The organism is Paenibacillus sp. Y280 (assembly GCF_056786335.1).
The window spans coordinates 35,310-52,504 of the sequence record NZ_JBXCIW010000017.1; the positions used below are offsets into that span (position 1 = coordinate 35,310).

The 17,195-nt window shown below is 48.5% G+C and carries 12 protein-coding genes; 6 read left to right on the forward strand and 6 right to left on the reverse strand.

Translation table 11 applies throughout. From position 1 onward, the window contains the following. Positions 1–301: 301 nt before the first annotated feature. Entirely contained in the window at positions 302–2,266 is a 1,965-nt protein-coding gene (locus tag AC1TPC_RS19725) for a glycoside hydrolase family 15 protein (RefSeq protein WP_482068507.1), read from the reverse strand. A gap of 4 nt (positions 2,267–2,270) precedes the next feature. Further along, positions 2,271–3,299, reverse strand: coding sequence for a LacI family DNA-binding transcriptional regulator (locus AC1TPC_RS19730; protein ID WP_482068508.1), 1,029 nt, complete (start codon positions 3,297–3,299; stop codon positions 2,271–2,273). Positions 3,300–3,796: 497 nt separating this feature from the next. On the opposite strand from AC1TPC_RS19730, the gene AC1TPC_RS19735 reads away from it, so the two are divergent. From AC1TPC_RS19735 to AC1TPC_RS19750, 4 genes are all read left to right on the forward strand, one after another. After that, positions 3,797–5,113, forward strand: a complete 1,317-nt coding sequence (locus AC1TPC_RS19735; RefSeq protein WP_482068509.1) for a sugar ABC transporter substrate-binding protein — start codon at positions 3,797–3,799, stop codon at positions 5,111–5,113. A 120-nt stretch (positions 5,114–5,233) separates the two neighbouring features. After that, positions 5,234–6,547: a carbohydrate ABC transporter permease gene (locus AC1TPC_RS19740; protein WP_482068510.1), complete on the forward strand. Its 1,314-nt coding sequence runs from the start codon at positions 5,234–5,236 to the stop codon at positions 6,545–6,547. A gap of 2 nt (positions 6,548–6,549) precedes the next feature. Continuing rightward, a complete protein-coding gene (locus tag AC1TPC_RS19745) occupies positions 6,550–7,389 on the forward strand; it encodes a sugar ABC transporter permease (RefSeq protein ID WP_482068566.1) in 840 nt (279 codons plus the stop codon). 4 nt (positions 7,390–7,393) lie between these two features. Then, positions 7,394–9,052: an alpha-amylase family glycosyl hydrolase gene (locus AC1TPC_RS19750; RefSeq protein ID WP_482068511.1), complete on the forward strand. Its 1,659-nt coding sequence runs from the start codon at positions 7,394–7,396 to the stop codon at positions 9,050–9,052. A 613-nt stretch (positions 9,053–9,665) separates the two neighbouring features. Here the strand turns inward: AC1TPC_RS19750 and AC1TPC_RS19755 are convergent. Continuing rightward, positions 9,666–10,943: an MFS transporter gene (locus tag AC1TPC_RS19755; RefSeq protein ID WP_482068512.1), complete on the reverse strand. Its 1,278-nt coding sequence runs from the start codon at positions 10,941–10,943 to the stop codon at positions 9,666–9,668. 128 nt (positions 10,944–11,071) lie between these two features. After that, on the reverse strand, positions 11,072–12,067 hold the full coding sequence (locus AC1TPC_RS19760; protein WP_482068513.1) for a LacI family DNA-binding transcriptional regulator: 996 nt from the start codon (positions 12,065–12,067) through the stop codon (positions 11,072–11,074). A gap of 281 nt (positions 12,068–12,348) precedes the next feature. On the opposite strand from AC1TPC_RS19760, the gene AC1TPC_RS19765 reads away from it, so the two are divergent. Continuing rightward, entirely contained in the window at positions 12,349–12,498 is a 150-nt protein-coding gene (locus tag AC1TPC_RS19765; protein ID WP_482068514.1) for a hypothetical protein, read from the forward strand. Between the two features lie 198 nt (positions 12,499–12,696). Here the strand turns inward: AC1TPC_RS19765 and AC1TPC_RS19770 are convergent, their stop codons facing one another. Next, entirely contained in the window at positions 12,697–14,694 is a 1,998-nt protein-coding gene (locus tag AC1TPC_RS19770; RefSeq protein WP_482068567.1) for a glycoside hydrolase family 13 protein, read from the reverse strand. Positions 14,695–14,927: 233 nt separating this feature from the next. Then, on the reverse strand, positions 14,928–15,872 hold the full coding sequence (gene trxB / locus AC1TPC_RS19775; RefSeq protein ID WP_482068515.1) for a thioredoxin-disulfide reductase: 945 nt from the start codon (positions 15,870–15,872) through the stop codon (positions 14,928–14,930). A gap of 348 nt (positions 15,873–16,220) precedes the next feature. Here trxB and galU point away from each other — a divergent pair, with 348 nt between their 5' ends. Next, complete coding sequence (gene galU / locus AC1TPC_RS19780; protein ID WP_482068516.1) at positions 16,221–17,099, forward strand: UTP--glucose-1-phosphate uridylyltransferase GalU; 879 nt, start codon at positions 16,221–16,223, stop codon at positions 17,097–17,099. Positions 17,100–17,195: the final 96 nt, after the last annotated feature.

Sequence of the window (17,195 nt, forward strand, 5' to 3'; positions counted from 1 at the left end):
ATCCTTTCTGATGGTAGTCTGCGCTATTTGCAGTCTGCAAATACGAAAATGGTAATGTTGATTGCAAGTGGTGTGAGTGATTTAGACTAACTCCTTGTTTATAATTATTACAAACTGGAGGAGCTTTGTCAATATTAATACACCAATTAATGAGAAATGAAACAGGGTGTTGGAATAGGGTACGTTCTTTTAATGATGGAGACTGATATGCTGAAAAAGAATTCGTACGCCTCGTAGTAACCCCTCTGACTTAACAAAAGGAAGCCGACGGTCAAAATCTACCGTCGGCTTTCTTTTGTTATTAAACCCGCGCAGCCTCAGCTGCCTTAATCTCCGCTTCCGCAAGCATGAAGATCGTCAAGATAAACATTGCATGCGACCAAGTAAGCGGGACTACCCATGCCGTTTCACCGGTGTTTTTGTCCACCTGCTCAGGGAGCAGGCCGGTCTCAGTACGGTGATCGAGCGCCCACTTCAGCAATTGCTTCGCTTCGTCGATGCTGCCTGTTTCAATGCGATAGTGAGCCAGCCATAAAGTAGTGAGAATCCATGGATTGCCTCCGATATAGATGTCATCCTCATAGCGCTTAATACCGCCTACGCCCGGCACGGTCAATGCTGCTTCTACTGCATCAGCCGTACGGCGCATACGGTCATGATCTGCTGGAACGGCGCCGAATGGAACCGCGATGCCGAGCAAGCTGACGTCAATGACTGGATCGTGGTTTAAAGTGTACTTCTGATAGCCTTTTATTCCTTCTGTCACATATCCTGCAGCACCGGCAGCGAGCGCTTGCTCATACTTGCCAGCTTGAACGGTAAGATTCACGCCGCGATAAAAACGTCCGCCTTCTTCATTCCAGCACAGCTCATTAATTGACGCTGAAATCCGCTCTGCGGCAGACTTCCACTCGGACGCTAACTCAGGTCTGCCTGCTAGCTCCGCAAAGCTGGCTGCTGCTGTCAAACCGCCGTGTACAGCGGCAGAGGAGTACGTATGCGATGCTTCCCGTTCTTCCCACAGATCGATGCTCGGTTTAGGCAATCCGCTCTCCGCGTCCAGGAAGCTCATCAAGAAGGAAGCGCCTTTCTCCACGGCAGGCCATACTTGCTTGGCAAACGCATGATCCTTCTGTTCCAAATGATGCTGCCACATTCCCCAAATAATCGAGGAGCCTTCATCAATTTGAAGCCCCCAAGAAGGAGCTAGGCTGCCATCATGATAATGGCGCTGCTGCCATGAGCCGTCAGGCGATTGAGCGGTAAGCGTCCAAGCGTAGAAGCTGTCGGATAGCGAGCCAAGTCCTGCTTTATCAAGCGCGGTCGTAATGAATGCGGCATCTCGTCCCCAACAGTAGGAATATCCGCCGCAGCGCGCAAAATTTTCATCGAATTCGGGAGCGGCAATGATGCTTCCGGTTTGCTCATCGGACATGAGCTTAAACATAAGCAAGGAACGGTCATATAATTCCGAAATTTCGGTGTCAGGAAGAGGACATGGTGCAGCTTCAGCCAAAAATTCATTCCAGTAAGCTGCTGTTTCGGCGATCCATTCCGAGCTTGGCTTGCTTTTTGCAGTCCGCATTTGTTGCAGTACAGTTTCCTCATCATGCCCGGCAGTTAGATAGACGGGAATCGTCACGGAAGCACCGGCCGCTAACTCGTCGATGCGCCATTTTAAAGCGCCGTCTGGTCTCATATCAATGTTTTTGCCGTTTAGCTCGCCTTGCCCAGCCATATCCCAAGCAAGTCCGGATTGGTAACCTGTGCATACGTTTGCACTCGAAAGCGCAAAATAGTACTTATGGCGAAAGTGAACCAAGGAGTCATTAGCGGCGTTAAACATTGTCGTATTGTACAGCTGATTTTCGCTGACTAGGAAGGTAGAATGAACGATAAACGAGAAGGAAACAGGCTGATCGCTGCTGTTATGGAAAGTATATTCACGAACGATAATATCTTGGCCAGGAACAGCAAGGTGGACGCTTCCGACTTGAACAAGCTGCTGCTCGGAACGAGCATTAACGCTAAAAATGTTCGTTTTGTCGATGTATTTAGCTTCATGCTTCCAGCCATCCGCCTCTTCATCAAACCAAGTTACGGGGGATTGGTCCCATTGAATACCGGTGCGAATAGCATCCACATGCTGCGGCAGATCGATGTTCGGCCACCACAAGCGGTACATTTTGCCTGTGCGGCCAAGCGATGCGAGAAACTTGGAATTGCCGATAATGGCATCTACTAAAAACGGTTTTTTATTTGACATGACGTCAGCTCCTTTTGGATACGGTTTGAATAGAAGATTCGCGAACGATCAGCCTGTGCGGAATGATCATGCGGTTCTGATGCACGCTTTCTTCTTGAATTAATCGGATTAACATTTGCGAAGCGGTGTAGCCAAGCTGGTAGGTTCCAATATCGATAGAGCTGATTGGAGGCGTTGCAAGCTCGGATAGGGCGATGTTATTGAAGCTTACAATGCTGAGATCATCGGGAACTTTGTAGCCAAGCTCAGTCAAGCCGCGCAATACGCCGAAGCCGACAACATCGTCAATGACGACAAGGCCGCTAGGCCGCTCGGGCAAGCTCATCATAAATGACATCGCACGATAGCCGCTTTGCTGCAAAAACTCGCCTTCCACAATCCATTCTGATTTGACGGGCAGACCAGCCTCTTGCATCGCTCTGCGATACCCTTGCATCCGGTCATGCGCAACAGTCAATGAAGGAGGACCGCTGACGAAGCCGATTCTTTCATGGCCTTGTAAAATTAAGTGCTGAGTAGCATCATAAGCAGCCAGCTCATTGTTATTGTCGACAGATAGGATGTTAGGGCGATCCTCTGTACGGCCAATTAAAACAGTAGGAAAGTTATGCTTGTTCAATAGATCGATTAAAGGGTCATTCACCCTCGAGGATAGTAAAATGACGCCGTCGACTCTGCGGCCAAACACAAGGCGGGATATCGTTTCAGTCTCATCGCTGGGAGAAGTGGCAGCAGTAAGCAGCATATCGTAGCCTGCACGCGTGGATTGAGTTAGTATTCCGCGAAGCAGCTCTCCGAAGAAAAAATCCTGGAACAGCTCTTCCGCAGGACGAGGCAGCATGATGGCTAATGTCCGGGTTGTCTTAGATACTAGGCTCTTCGCCATCACATTCGGATGATAGCCCATATCCTCCATTATTCTTTTCACCTTTTGGGTAGTTGCCTTACTTATACGAGGGTGGTTCGAAACGACCCTGGATACAGTTGAAGGCGATACTCCGGCTGCTTTTGCAATATCTTTAATGGTTACCATATATAGTTGAGCCCCCATCGCGCAATCATTTGTGCATGTGCTAATATGCTTCATCCTAATGCAACTGTTGTCTAAAAGTAAATATATATCTTAGGAAAGCGTTATACAAATGATAAAAAACTGAAGCAGATCGAGAAAATAGGCGAAAATGAAAGCTAACGTATTATTTCTCTGGAAAATTGAACGGTGCAAACGTTTTAACAAATCGCATGCGCTGTTGTATGATGAAAACACGAATAGAACGCTTACAAGACAATTTTATAGTCTTAAAAAATGGCGAATCGGTTAATATACCGATTTCAAAGCATTTTTTAGCGGTTCTTGTACAAACGTTTGCGCAAGCTAGTTTCTATGCCTTTTATAGGCATGGCGTATCAAATTCTACCGCATATTGTTTGTATGAAGCCGGCATTTTATGAAAGTGGGCTAAAGGAATTGTTTGGAAGGCGCTAGTTCAAAAAAAGGCATGTAACACATTATGGAAGGGGATACCTAGCATGAAAAAGTGGTTTGTAATGTCATTAATAGCAGCCTTGCTTATTGTTTCCGCATGCGGATCGAACAAAGGCGGCAACGCAGAAAATGCTGGCAACGCAACGAATGCTCCAGCGAACAATACAGCGGGCAACACAAATAAAGGTGCTGAAGCAGCAGAAGAGATCGTTCCTGAAGAGGGCGCTTCGCTTCTCGTATGGGAAAGTAAAGAAGAGCGTCCATTCGTTGAAGCAATCGCGAAGGAATTTACTGAAAAATACGGCATTGAAATTAAATTCGAGGAAATCGGCGCAGGCGAACAAGTTAACAAGCTCGTTACAGACGGTCCTGCCGGTCTAGGCGCAGACGTTGTATTATTCCCGCATGATAACCTTGGTAAAGCTGTAACAGCTGGATTGGTTTTGCCAAATGATTACTACGAAGAGCAATCCAAAAGCGCGAACTCCGAAATCGCTGTAGATGCGGTAACGTATGACGGCGTACTTTACGGCTACCCGCGTTCAGTTGAAACCTATGCACTATTTTATAACAAAGCGCTAATCAAAGAAGCTCCAAAAACGTTCGATGAGGTTGTAGCGTTCTCCAAAACGTTCAACGACACTAAAAACAACAAATACGGCTTGATGTGGGATGTAGGCAACTTCTACTTCAGCTACCCGTTCATCTCCACTGGCGGCTATGTATATGGCGATAAAGGTCAAAACAAAGAAGATATCGGTCTTAACACAGAAGGCGCAATCGCTGGCCTGAAATACTACGGATCCCTGAAAGACAGCATCTTGCCTTTGAACTCCGGTGATATCAACTACGATATTAAAAAAGGCTTGTTCATTGGCGGAACGCTAGCGATGGATATTAACGGTCCTTGGACGATTGGCGATTACAGAAACGCAGGAATTGATTTCGGCGTAGCTCCATTGCCAAGCATTAACGGCCAACCGGCATCTTCTTTCTCCGGCATTAAAGCTTGGTATGTTAACCAATTCTCGAAATTCCCGAACGCAGCTCGTCTATTCTCCTACTATGCTTCGACTAAAGAAGCACAGTTGAAAAACTTTGAGCTAACGGGTGCAATCCCTGCGAACATTGAAGCAGCAGCAGATCCTAAAGTACAAGGCAACGAAGTTGTTAAGGGCTTCCTGGAGCAATTCAACCAATCGACGCCAATGCCATCCATCCCTGAAATGGGCAACGTTTGGAGCCCGATCGGCGCAGCTTTTGCTGACGTATGGAACTCCGGCAAGGATGCAAAAGAAGCGCTCGACAATGCTGTTCAACAAATCAAAGATGCAAACAATGGCGCAGCAGCAGCAAAATAATATCATCTAATTGGGTTTACCCGCCGAATCCGTTCGGCGGGTAAACCGATGTTTATAAGCCGCTTTGTCAATAGCTGCGGCAAGATGTTTTTTTATATGAAAGGAAGGGAGCCAGGCGGGATGAATCGTCATCGCAGCACCGCGGCTATATTGTCGTTACTCGTAATGGGTCTTGGCCAATTGTATAACCGCCAAATAATAAAAGGTTTAATTATGCTCGTTGTCGAAGCGGCAGCGCTAATGTATTTTGTTCCGAATTTAGGGAGAGCTATCTGGGGCGTTGTAACACTCGGGGAAAAAACGCAAGGTCTTGAGAAAATAGGCAAAATCAGTGTTCGTGTAGAAGGAGATCACTCGATCTTTCTATTAATAAGCGGATTAATTACGATAATTTTATTCATCCTTTTTGTCATTATCTATGTTATGAATATCCGCGATGCATATCGGAACGGCAATCAAAGAGATGAAGGAGTCATGCCTGCAAGCTTCCGCAAAACGCTGGCATATTTGACGGATCGCAATTTTCCGCACTTGATGCTTACGCTGCCGGCGCTGGGCGTTTTGTTTCTAACGATCATGCCGATTATCTTCATGGTCATGCTTGCGTTTACCAACTATGCGTCGCCTGATCATATTCCGCCAGCTAAGCTGGTTGACTGGGTAGGCTTTCAAACATTTGCTAACCTGCTGACGCTCAAGACATGGAGCCATACCTTCGTGGGCGTATTTACATGGACGATCGTATGGGCGATTATCGCAACGGTAACGACCTATTTTGGCGGTTTGCTCGTTGCTTTGCTCATTGAGCAGAAGGGAATTCGTTTCAAAAAGCTATGGCGGACGCTGTTCATCATTCCGTACGCGATTCCGCAGCTTATTTCCTTGCTCGTTATGAAAAACTTGTTCAACGGACAATTTGGTCCGATCAACCAATACTTAAGCTACTTCGGCATGGGCAAGCTGCCTTGGCTCACTGATCCATTTTGGGCGAAGGTCACCGTTATTATCGTTAATATGTGGATTGGTATTCCGGTATCGATGGTTCTAATTCTCGGCGTATTGACTGCTATTCCTAAAGATTTGTACGAAGCGGCTGATGTAGACGGGGCGACTGGCATCCAGAAATTCCGTATCATTACGCTGCCGTTTGTCTTGTTCTCTACCGCTCCGATTCTGATCGCGCAGTTTGCAGGCAATATGAATAACTTTAACGTTATTTTCTTGCTGACGAACGGTGATCCGGTAAAAGGGGATTATCAATATGCAGGCAGCACCGACTTGCTTGTAACCTGGCTGTATAAGCTTACGCTGAACAATAGCCAATTCAATATGGCATCTGCGATCGGCATCATCATCTTTATCATCGTGGCGTCGTTCTCCATTTACAACTATCGCCGCTCGCGGTCATTTAAAGAGGAGGATATGATTCAATGAAAATGGGCCGCAAAACCGCAAATGTTGTGCGTCTGACGCTTAGCTATATCATTCTGATCGGTATAGCAATCTGTGCTGTCTATCCTGCTCTTTGGGTGCTGCTTTCCTCGCTTCGGCCGGGTACGGCTCTATTTAGCGAAAGTCTCATTCCGGAAACGTTCACTTTGGTTCACTATAAAGAGCTGTTCACAAGCCCGAGCTTCCGTTATGGGGTTTGGTATATGAACACTTTGAAAATTGCGACGCTGACGATGATCTTCTCTACGATCCTAGTCACGCTCAGCATGTACGCGTTGTCGCGCTTCCGCTTCCGCGGGCGCAAGATGACGCTGACGATTATGCTTGTGCTCGGCATGTTCCCGGGCTTCATGAGCATGATCGCAATCTTCATTTTCTTGCTGCAGCTTAACCTGCTAGATACGCATGCTGCGCTCATTATCGTATATTCAGCGGGCTCAGTGCTCGGAGGCTTCGTTGTCAAAGGGTTCTACGATACGATTCCGCGGAGCCTTGATGAAGCGGCTCGGATCGACGGGGCGTCCCATCTTCAAGTGTTTGTGAAAATCATGCTGCCGCTGTCGCGTCCGATGCTGACCTATGTGGCGCTGACTACGTTCACTGGCTCATGGGTTGACTTTATCTTTGCGAGACTGGTGCTTCGGAGTAAAGACAACTGGACGCTTGCGGTCGGCATGTGGGATCTCGTCAACTCCTACCAGAACAGTAACTTTACGCTGTTCGCTGCGGGAGCGGTTTTGATTGCGATTCCGATTACGCTGCTGTTCGTCTTCCTGCAGCGCTTCCTTGTACAAGGGCTGATGTCCGGCGCTTCGAAAGGATAAAGGGATGAAGCATAAACGTATGCGTAATGCGGCAACGATTTTGCTCGGTTCGATTTTACTTGCCGTGCTCGCCTCTTGCTCTTCAGATGAAGGAAGCAATAACGGGAAACCGACTGCTGAGCTATCGGAAGAAGCGGCAGAACAAAGCGGAGAGCCGGTCGCTGCCTCTTATCAAGTAGATGAGCAGCCTGGCGGCGTGTATTATGAAATATTCGTCCGTTCCTTCTATGATACGAATGGCGACGGGATTGGCGATCTGAATGGCGTAACCGCCAAGCTTGATTATTTGAAGGAGCTTGGCGTGAGCGGCATTTGGCTTATGCCGATTAATGCCTCGCCCAGCTACCACGGCTATGATACAACCGATTATTACGCGGTTAATCCGGAGTACGGCACGCTGGATGACTTGAAAAAGCTATTGGATGAAGCGCATAAGCGCGGTATCAGGGTCATTATGGATCTTGTCGTGAATCATACGAGCAAGGAGCATCCTTGGTTTAAGGAAGCACTTGCGGATGAGAACAGCACTTACCGCAGCTGGTATACTTTTGCGAAGCCGGGCGAACAGGTAAGAGCGGATGGCGCGGTAGGAGGCGACCCATGGCATAGCTATGGCAGCCTTAACTATTTGGGCGTCTTCTGGGAAGGCATGCCGGACCTCAACTTCGATGAGCCGAAGGTGCGCGAGGAAATGGTCAAAATCGGCCAATATTGGCTTGACCAGGGTCTAGACGGCTTCCGTCTTGATGCAGCTAAGCATATCTATGGCGATTTTGCTTCTACAGCAAGCAAGCCTGAGATTCAGGCGAAGAACAAGATTTGGTGGCAGGAGTTTCGCGAGGGCATGAGCAAAGTGAAGCCGGATGCTTATTTGATCGGCGAGGTATGGGATTCACTGACCGTTATCGCGCCTTACTTCGATCAAGCGCTGAACTCGGCCTTCCACTTTGACCTAGCCGGCCGTTTGCTTAGTGCGGTGAGCTCGGAGCAGGATGCGGATCTGGCTTTCTCCTTAGGCCGTGCATATGGCGTATACGAGAAGTCTTCAGGCGGAACATTCGTAGATGCACCATTCCTAAGCAACCATGATCAAAACCGCGCCATGACTGTACTCGGCGGCAATGTCGATCATGCGAAGATGGCCGCTGCTATGCTGCTTACACTTCCGGGCACGCCATATCTTTATTATGGCGAGGAGCTTGGCATGAAAGGCGCTAAGCCGGATGAGTATATTCGCGAGCCTATGCTGTGGTACAGCGCAGCAAGCGGAGGCGAAGGGCAGACGACATGGGAGCAATCACGCTTCAATGCGGATGCGTCTTCGGTTTCAGTCGAAGCTCAATCGGATGATGAGCAGTCGATGCTGAATCATTATCGCGAGCTGATCAAGTGGCGGAATGAGGAGCCTGCCTTGCGCGATGGGGGAATAGCGGCGTTTAAGCTTGCGCCTGCTAACCAGAAGCTGAGTGCATATGTCCGCGTTATCGCTAGTGAACGGTTGCTCGTCGTGCATAATTTATCAGGCGAGCCGCAAACGACCGAATTACAGCCATCGAAAACGTATGGCGAGTTCAAGGAGCTTGCACGTGCAGCTAACGACGGTGCGAAGCTGGATGGCAGCAAGCTGACGCTGCCAGCGTACAGCACCGTTATTTTGAGATAAAACGATTGAAGAGGCTGTCCCAAAAGCAGTATGCTCGCTGGGAAGATTGCTCGCTTTGAATGGAATGTTGGAAGTGGAAAAATAGCGGTACAGGGGGCTATTCCTGTACCGCTATTTTTCTATTTAGTTCTATGGCTGCTTGGCTTCATGAGATTGTGGGCAAGCGAAAGTCTTCCACCTCCAGGCTGCTTGCCTATGGCAAGCCACGAAGCAGGAATCGGCAGGATCCCCGGTTCTTCTTTACTTTAGTCTCGGATTCAATCATTCATGGGGCTGAGTCCTCTAGAGCCAGCATTAACGGGAAAAACTCCCGTTATTTCAAGTATTTTTTGGAAAAAATCAGGTTTAGATGGATTCTCTCCCGTTAATATCTCGCTTTTGACCCTATTTCGGTGAAAGTGATCCAATTAACGGGAGTTTTTCCAGCTAAATGAACGAACTAAAGTCATATCAAGGAATTAGATGGAAATTTTCCTGTTAATTACACAAAACAGAAATGATTTACTCCTAGCTGGTGTCATCGTGACGGCTTTGCCAATGATCATTTTATTTATTTTCTTGCAGCGTTATTTCATTTCCGGGGCACTAGCGGGCTCATTAAAGGGATAACGATTTAGTTGAATTCGCGTAAGGACTTCAATCGACTGTATGCGAAGAGCCCCATAATAAGCATCGATGCTCCGCTAATGGCAATAATGACGGCTGGGCCGTAAATATCGGATAAGGTAGAGAATACGGCTAACCCAACAGGCGGTGCAACGCTGGTTAAAGCGCCTATTAGCCCAAATACTCTGCCTTGCATCGAAGGATCAATCGCTGCTCGCAGCCCGATAAAGATAATCGTCGTACTGAATGAGAAGAGGAAGCCGACGAGCAGAATAACCGGCAGCGCAGCAGCAGCAGAGGACAGCAGTGAAATAACGATGAATAAAGGCCCCATCAGGATCATACTCCCGATGATCCAAATTCCTCTTCTTTTCAAGCGTGCATCAAGTCTCATGATCAAAATAGAGCCTAACACATAACCGAGCGGAATACAGGCCTCCATTAGCCCAAATACAAAAGGCTTTGCCTGCCACACCTGAACCGCCATCACCTGAATAAGCATGAAGGTGGATAGAAAGAAGAACATCACGAGCGGCAGCAAAATAATGACGCCCTTCGCAAAAGGATCATGCCACACATAGCGGAAGCCGGCTGTGAGATCTTCTTTAAAAGAGGCTTGCGGCTTTGATTTATCCCTGACCGCTGTATAAGGGAACTTGCCTGCTGATAAGAGTAGAATGCCCGACAGCAGAAAGGCTGCGGCATCGATTGCAATCGCAAAAGCCCCGCCAAATGCGGCTACGGCAATGCCCCCAAGCGCGAAACCGGATATTCGAATGATATTATCGGAAATGCTGATCGCGCCTACCGCCTTAGTCAGCTGCTCTTTACCTACAATTTCGATGAGCGAGGCTTGGAAGGCAGGCGTCCGAAATACGCCTGCGAACGCCACAAGTCCGGTTAATAAAACGATAAAAATAAATGGCACATTCGGCAAATAAATAAGAACGGCGATGGCGGCTACAAGAATAAATCGAACGATATCCGTCACCCACATCAAGGTGCGGCGGTCGGTGCGATCCGCAATCGTACCCGCGAAGGAACCGAACAGCATGCTGATGACGAGGTGGGTAATGAGCACGGCCGACATCAGCTTGGCGCTGCCGGTCGTTTGCAGCACCCACAGGTTTAATGCGATGCTATGGAATGTATTTCCGAGCAGCGATAAGCTATAGCTGGAGAAGACGAGCATAAACGACCGGTTGCGCCAAATGGACGTTGTACTGGCATTTTGCTGCGGGGCGGGGGGGACGTTGGAATCAGCATTTTTAGCTAGTTCAAGCATGGTTGATCCTCCTTATAATGATGCAAAGCGGCAGCAAGTCTGCTGCGGCAAGAACCGTTTTATCAACCCCTGCATAGTTTTTAACCATTTCACTTAATCGTTTAAGTTGGTGGAGAAAAAGGCAGAGATTACTCTGCGTTAAGGTGGTTGCTTGATTCACATCCCGCGATTGAACTCGCTTTGACTTCGATATATTTATGCTCAGGTCCATGCATTGGATTGTCTAGAAGCGTCATCATCAACTGAAAGGCTTCTTCGGGCTTTCGATTATGATACTGAATCCGAGTTACCGCTGCTGGAAGGATGTCAGGGCAATCTGCCGTACAAATGACCGTTAGCTTAGGCGAATTAACATACTTTGCTGCAAGCACCCCGATGAACTCATTGAGAACAATCCCTTCTTTTTCCGCATGTTGTTCAAGAAAGCGCTTGAGCTTCTCTTCATTTTCCATCATATGAACCATGCTTGGATCAATGCCGGTGCTGCTTGAAATAGACTGGGTAAGCTCTGTATTGTTGAAGCTGTCCATAATGATATAGGTTGGATTGAGAACTGAGGAAGTTCTAGCCTGAGCAAAAGCATCTTTATAATCAAAATTCATTTTATAAAACAAGGCATCATCAATGATACTGTCAATAACAATGAGCGGTACACCTACCGAGAAATGGCTGGATATGAGATGAAAATTCTCGCTCTTAACGTCTATAACAAATACGCCGTCTAATTTTCGTTCCGATATCACATCGAGCTTTGGATTCAACGCATCTAGACTGGAGAGTACGACATGGTAGCCTCGATTCGTCAGCAAGCGCTCAAGCCGATTAATAAATGTGGCATAACGAAGCTGTTTCCAGATGCCTTCATTGTTTGCCCGGTTGATGAGGATGCCAATTAGCCCCGACTTTTGCTTCACCAGCGACCTTGCTGCAAGATTCGGCACATAGTTTAATTGCTTGGCAGCATCAAGCACACGGCATTTGGTCTCTTCGGGGATCGTCTGGTTTGTAACGTTGTTGAGCACATAGCTTACTGTAGCGACAGAAACCTGGGCAGCTTTTGCTATATCCTTAAGCGTGGCTTTTTTGATGGGAATGCAGCTCCTTGTAAGTATAAAACCTATCAACTTAATCGTTTAAGTTATTATGTCATGAATGATACACGATTGTCTATAGGCACCCAAATAAACGATGATGAATAATTTATTATAGCATCGCTTTTATGAAATGAGGGATTCCTATCCGAAACAACCGTGACGATCTTGGGAAAGGCGTAAAGAGCGGAAAAGCCAGAGATAATATTATTTTTGACATTTTTGAAAATAGTGAGAATCTACCGGATATCATTCAGTTTATTGGTCAGCTGCTTGTTACGGCTGGGGACATTGTCACGACTGCAGGGCAAGCGATGGCGCTGGAGCAAGAACAGCAGTCTCAGAATCAATCACAAAAGGATCAGCAAGATAAACAGCGCGAACAGCAGCAAGTGCAATTGCAGATCGAGCAGATGCAGAAGCAAATCGCTCAATTGCAAAAGCAAGTTAAAAATAAAACATAATACTTATAAGGATCAAAAGATAAAGCGAGATTGGTTGATTTGTTTTTGCAGATTTATCGTCGTGAATAAGGGGCTGTTGATTTGGTGGCGGTCTGCGCACGCATGCGTGCTTACAGCGTGAAATGGGTGGCAACTCGAAGAAAAGAGGCAGTCCATCAAATGGACTGCCCTGCTTCTGCTTAGATTCGATAGGACAATCTATACTGCGGTCTGCTCCAATATTGCGAAGCCGTAAGCTGGCAGTTTCAATTGCAGCTTGCCGTGGGCATTGCTTGCAACAGCAGTGCCTTCTGTAAATTCGCTGATGCTCGAAAGCAGCACTGACCAAGTAGATACGTTATCTCTACTCTCGACAGCATTAGCATCCGAGTCATTCGCATGAACAGCATTGGTGTTCAACTCCTCGGGAGCATCGGCTGTGACAGTGTTAACCTCAGCCTTCAAAGCTTCAGTTGGTGCTGCGTTTATCTCTGTTGCAGCAACAACAGCAGACACCTCACTGCTTCCGAAACCTGTGAATGCGACAGCATGCGGAGCCGCTTCGAGGTCAGCCGGCGCCGCCTCTATCATGAAGCTAAGGTCTGCCTCTTCACCGCGTGCATTCAGCGCAACAAGCAGGCGCTGCTCGCCATCGCGGCGTTCATACACTAAGGTGCCATCTGCTGCGCCGACATGTACGAAGCGGATGTCCGCACTGCGAAGCGCATTGTAGCGGTGGCGAAGACCAATCGCTGACTTATAGAAGTGAAGCAGCTCGGTGTTTTGCTCAACCTCGTCCCACACCATGCATTTGCGGCAGCCAGGATCGCCCGCGCCATTTATCCCTACCTCATCCCCGTAATAAATACATGGGGTGCCCGGGTAGGTCAGCTGGAACAACGAAGACAGCTTCATCGCTTCCGTGTTGTTTTCGCAGATCGTAAGCAGCCGCGGCGTGTCGTGGCTATCGAGCAAATTGAAGGCCGATTCCGTCACCTGCTGCGGGTAGGCTGCAAGCTGTGTGCCGATGGCATTGGCGAAGGAAGTTGCGTCGATTGTCTGATAGGCGAAGAAATCTAGCACCGCATTCGTGAACGGATAGTTCATGACCGCATCGAATTGATCGCCCTGCAGCCACATCATCGAATCATGCCAAATTTCGCCCAAAATGTACGCTTCCGGATTGACGTCTTTCACCGTCTTGCGGAATTCACGCCAAAACTGATGGTCAACCTCATTAGCTACGTCAAGGCGCCAGCCGTCGATGCCGATCTCCTCGATCCAGTAGCGCGCAACCTCGAACAAGTATTGCTTCACTTCCGGATGCTCGGTGTTCAGCTTCGGCATAAGCGGCTCGAAGGCAAACGTCTCATAAGAAGGGACGCCGTCCACGACCTGCAGCGGCCACTCCCGAACGTAGAACCAATCCGCATACTTTGACTGCTGGCCGTTCTTTTGCGCATCGACGAATGGCGGGAATGTTTTGCCTGAGTGGTTGAATACCGCATCAAGCAGGACGCGAATGCCGCGAGCATGGCAAGCATCTACCAACTCCTTCAGCTTCTCGTTTGTTCCAAAATGAGGATCAACCTTCATATAGTCCTGCGTGTCGTATTTATGGTTAGTCGTCGCTTCGAACAGCGGCGTGAAATAAACGGCATTTATGCCAAGCTCGGAGATATGATCCAAATGATCGATTACACCCTGCAGGTCGCCGCCAAAAAAGTTTTGAGGAGTCGGCTCGCCGCCCCATGGCAGTACGTTTTCAGGACTCAGCGACGGATCACCGTTCGCAAACCGCTCCGGAAAGATTTGATAGAACACAGCATCCTTCACCCAAGCCGGCGGCTCGAACACGTCGATCGGATTAATATAAGGGAAGTCGAAAAATGAATTGGAGTTATCAGGAAGCGTATGCTCAAAGCCTTTGTCCGAGAAAAGAATCGTCTCAGCACCGCTCGTTAAGCGGAACGCATAGCGCAGCCGGCGAAAAGGCGGAATAACGGCCGTTTCCCAATAGTCGAACAGCGCATCGGAAGAAAAAATACGCATCGGAACAGTTGTGATGGTTTGATCCCATGCATACTTGTCGCCGACGATTGCTTCTACAGCCGCGACATCGTCTTTTTTGGTGCGCAAGCGGAGATGCAGCGTTTTGCCGTCGTAGGCGTAAGCCCAGTTTTGTTTTGGTCTGTGATATACAGCTTCTAATAACATCATGAATCGCTCCTAAAAAATGGTGTGGAAAACAGGATGAAAACGCGAAAAAAGGTACAACCTCTGCTTATAAAGCCGAGGTTGTACCTTGTCCCATAACACGTTCAGGCGCCGCTTGCGCGAAGCATATTGTGAACATATGGTTGCGGTAGCATTGCCTTTCTATTGTAACTCTCAACCCTTTTATTATACATAATTTGCACGTATTGCACTAGTCGCTTTGCAAAAAAAGTTTAGGCATGAACCTCTTCATGCGCTTGTGATTCCAAGTAGCGCTCGCAATCAAGAGCAGCCATACAGCCGCTTCCCGCAGCGGTAATCGCTTGACGGTAAGTGCGGTCTTGAACGTCGCCGCAGGCGTATACGCCTGGGATATTCGTCTCCGAAGTGCCTGGCTTCACGATAATGTAGCCTTGCTCATCGGTATCGATTTGGCCGCCAAGGAAGCTTGTATTCGGCGTGTGGCCGATCGTAACAAATACGCCGTCTGTCTCGAGAAGCTCTTCTTCACCCGTTTCATTATTGCGCACCTTCAACCCTTGCAAGCCCATGCCAGTTGCAGCTACTTCAAGCGGTGTGCGGTTTAGGCTCCATACGATTTTGTCGTTGGCGCGAGCGCGGTCCTGCATGATTTTTGAAGCGCGAAGGTCTTCGCGGCGATGCACAAGCCTTACTTCGGAAGCGAAGCGGGTAAGGAATACGGCTTCCTCCATCGCGGAGTCGCCGCCTCCGACTACGATAATCTTTTTGCCGCGGAAGAAGAAGCCGTCACAGGTAGCGCAAGTGCTTACGCCGCGTCCGATATTTTCTTGCTCGCCTGGAATGCCCAAGTACTTAGCCGAAGCGCCGGTTGAGATAATGATCGATTCCGCCTGCAGCTCGCCGATGCCTTCCACGTCAAGCGTATAAGGACGTTTGCTGAAGTCTACGCTCTTCACGGAGCCTGTTTTGAATGTAGCGCCGAAGCGCTGCGCTTGCTTGCGCATGTTGGACATCAACTCGCTGCCAAGGATGCCGTCAGGGAAGCCTGGGAAATTCTCAACCTCCGTTGTAGTCGTAAGCTGACCGCCTGGCTGCCAGCCTTCAATAACGAGCGGCTCCATGTTCGCACGGGCCAAATAAATAGCAGATGTGAGTCCGGCAGGACCTGTACCGATAATAATCGTTTTATAAGTCATCTATATTCTCCTCCAGTTAAAAATGCTCGAAATGCTCTGAGATAATAAATCCTACTTTAAAATTATTACAATCTAATTTCAAAGTCAATACGGTTCATGCATCATTCATGCATCGTTCATGTAACGTTCATGTTCATATTGTAAGCTGGATGCATAAACGAATTCACGGCGGCAGCATGATGCTCGACCCGGGCCCAGACCAGCTTGACGGCGCAAGCTTTATTATTCGGCTTCAACTGCGCCGCCTGCCTAGCTTTTAATGTTACAAAGCGTGGATAAATAAGGGGAGAAACGTTATGATGAAGGGAGCAATTGTGTGTAATGTAACGATGTGGGGGAGAAGCTAGAATGGAGAAGCGGATACGGAAAGCGATCATACCTGCCGGGGGGCTGGGCACCAGGTTTTTGCCGGCTACGAAGGCGCAGCCGAAGGAAATGCTCCCGATCATCGATAAGCCAGCCATTCAATATATAGTAGAAGAGGCGGTCCAATCCGGGATTGAAAGCATCGTAATCGTCAGCGGCCGCAACAAGCGGGCGATCGAGGACCATTTTGACAAATCGGCTGAGCTTGAAATGGAGCTGGAGGCCCGTCACAACGAGGAAATGCTGGATATGGTTCGCAAAATATCGCAGCTTGCGGATATTTACTACGTTCGTCAAAAGGAGCCGCTGGGCCTAGGCCATGCTGTGCTGTGCGCGCGCCGCTTCATTGCGGACGAGCCGTTCGCCGTATTGCTTGGCGATGATATTTTAAAATCTGATCCGCCTTGCCTGCGCCAAATGATGGATGTGTACGAGCAGCAGAACTCGTCCGTCGTTGCCGTCATGGAAGTGCCTTGGGATCAAACGCATAAGTACGGAATCGTAGACATCGAGCGCGGCAAGCAGGTTGCGCGCGTCCGCGATATTATCGAAAAGCCGGCGCAAGGACAAGCTCCATCCAACTATGCGGTTGTCGGGCGCTACGTCCTCGACCCCGTCATTTTCGACCTGCTGGAGAAAGCGACGCCGGGGAAGGCAGGGGAAATCCAACTGACGGACAGCTTGCAGCAATTAAATCTAATAGCCTCGTTATCAGCCTACCGCTTCGATGGCCGCAGACATGATGTCGGCGATAAGCTCGGCTTCGTGCAGGCTACGATCGATTTTGCATTAGATCGTGCTGATCTAGGCGATGAGGTCAGAAAGTATTTGCTGGAGAGGCTGAAAGAGACGAACGCATAACGATGTAATTTGAAGGCCGCCGCTGGGCGGCTTTTTTCACATTTTATTGTACAGCAATCAGCAGCGATAAGATCATGTACGTACAAGTTAAGCATA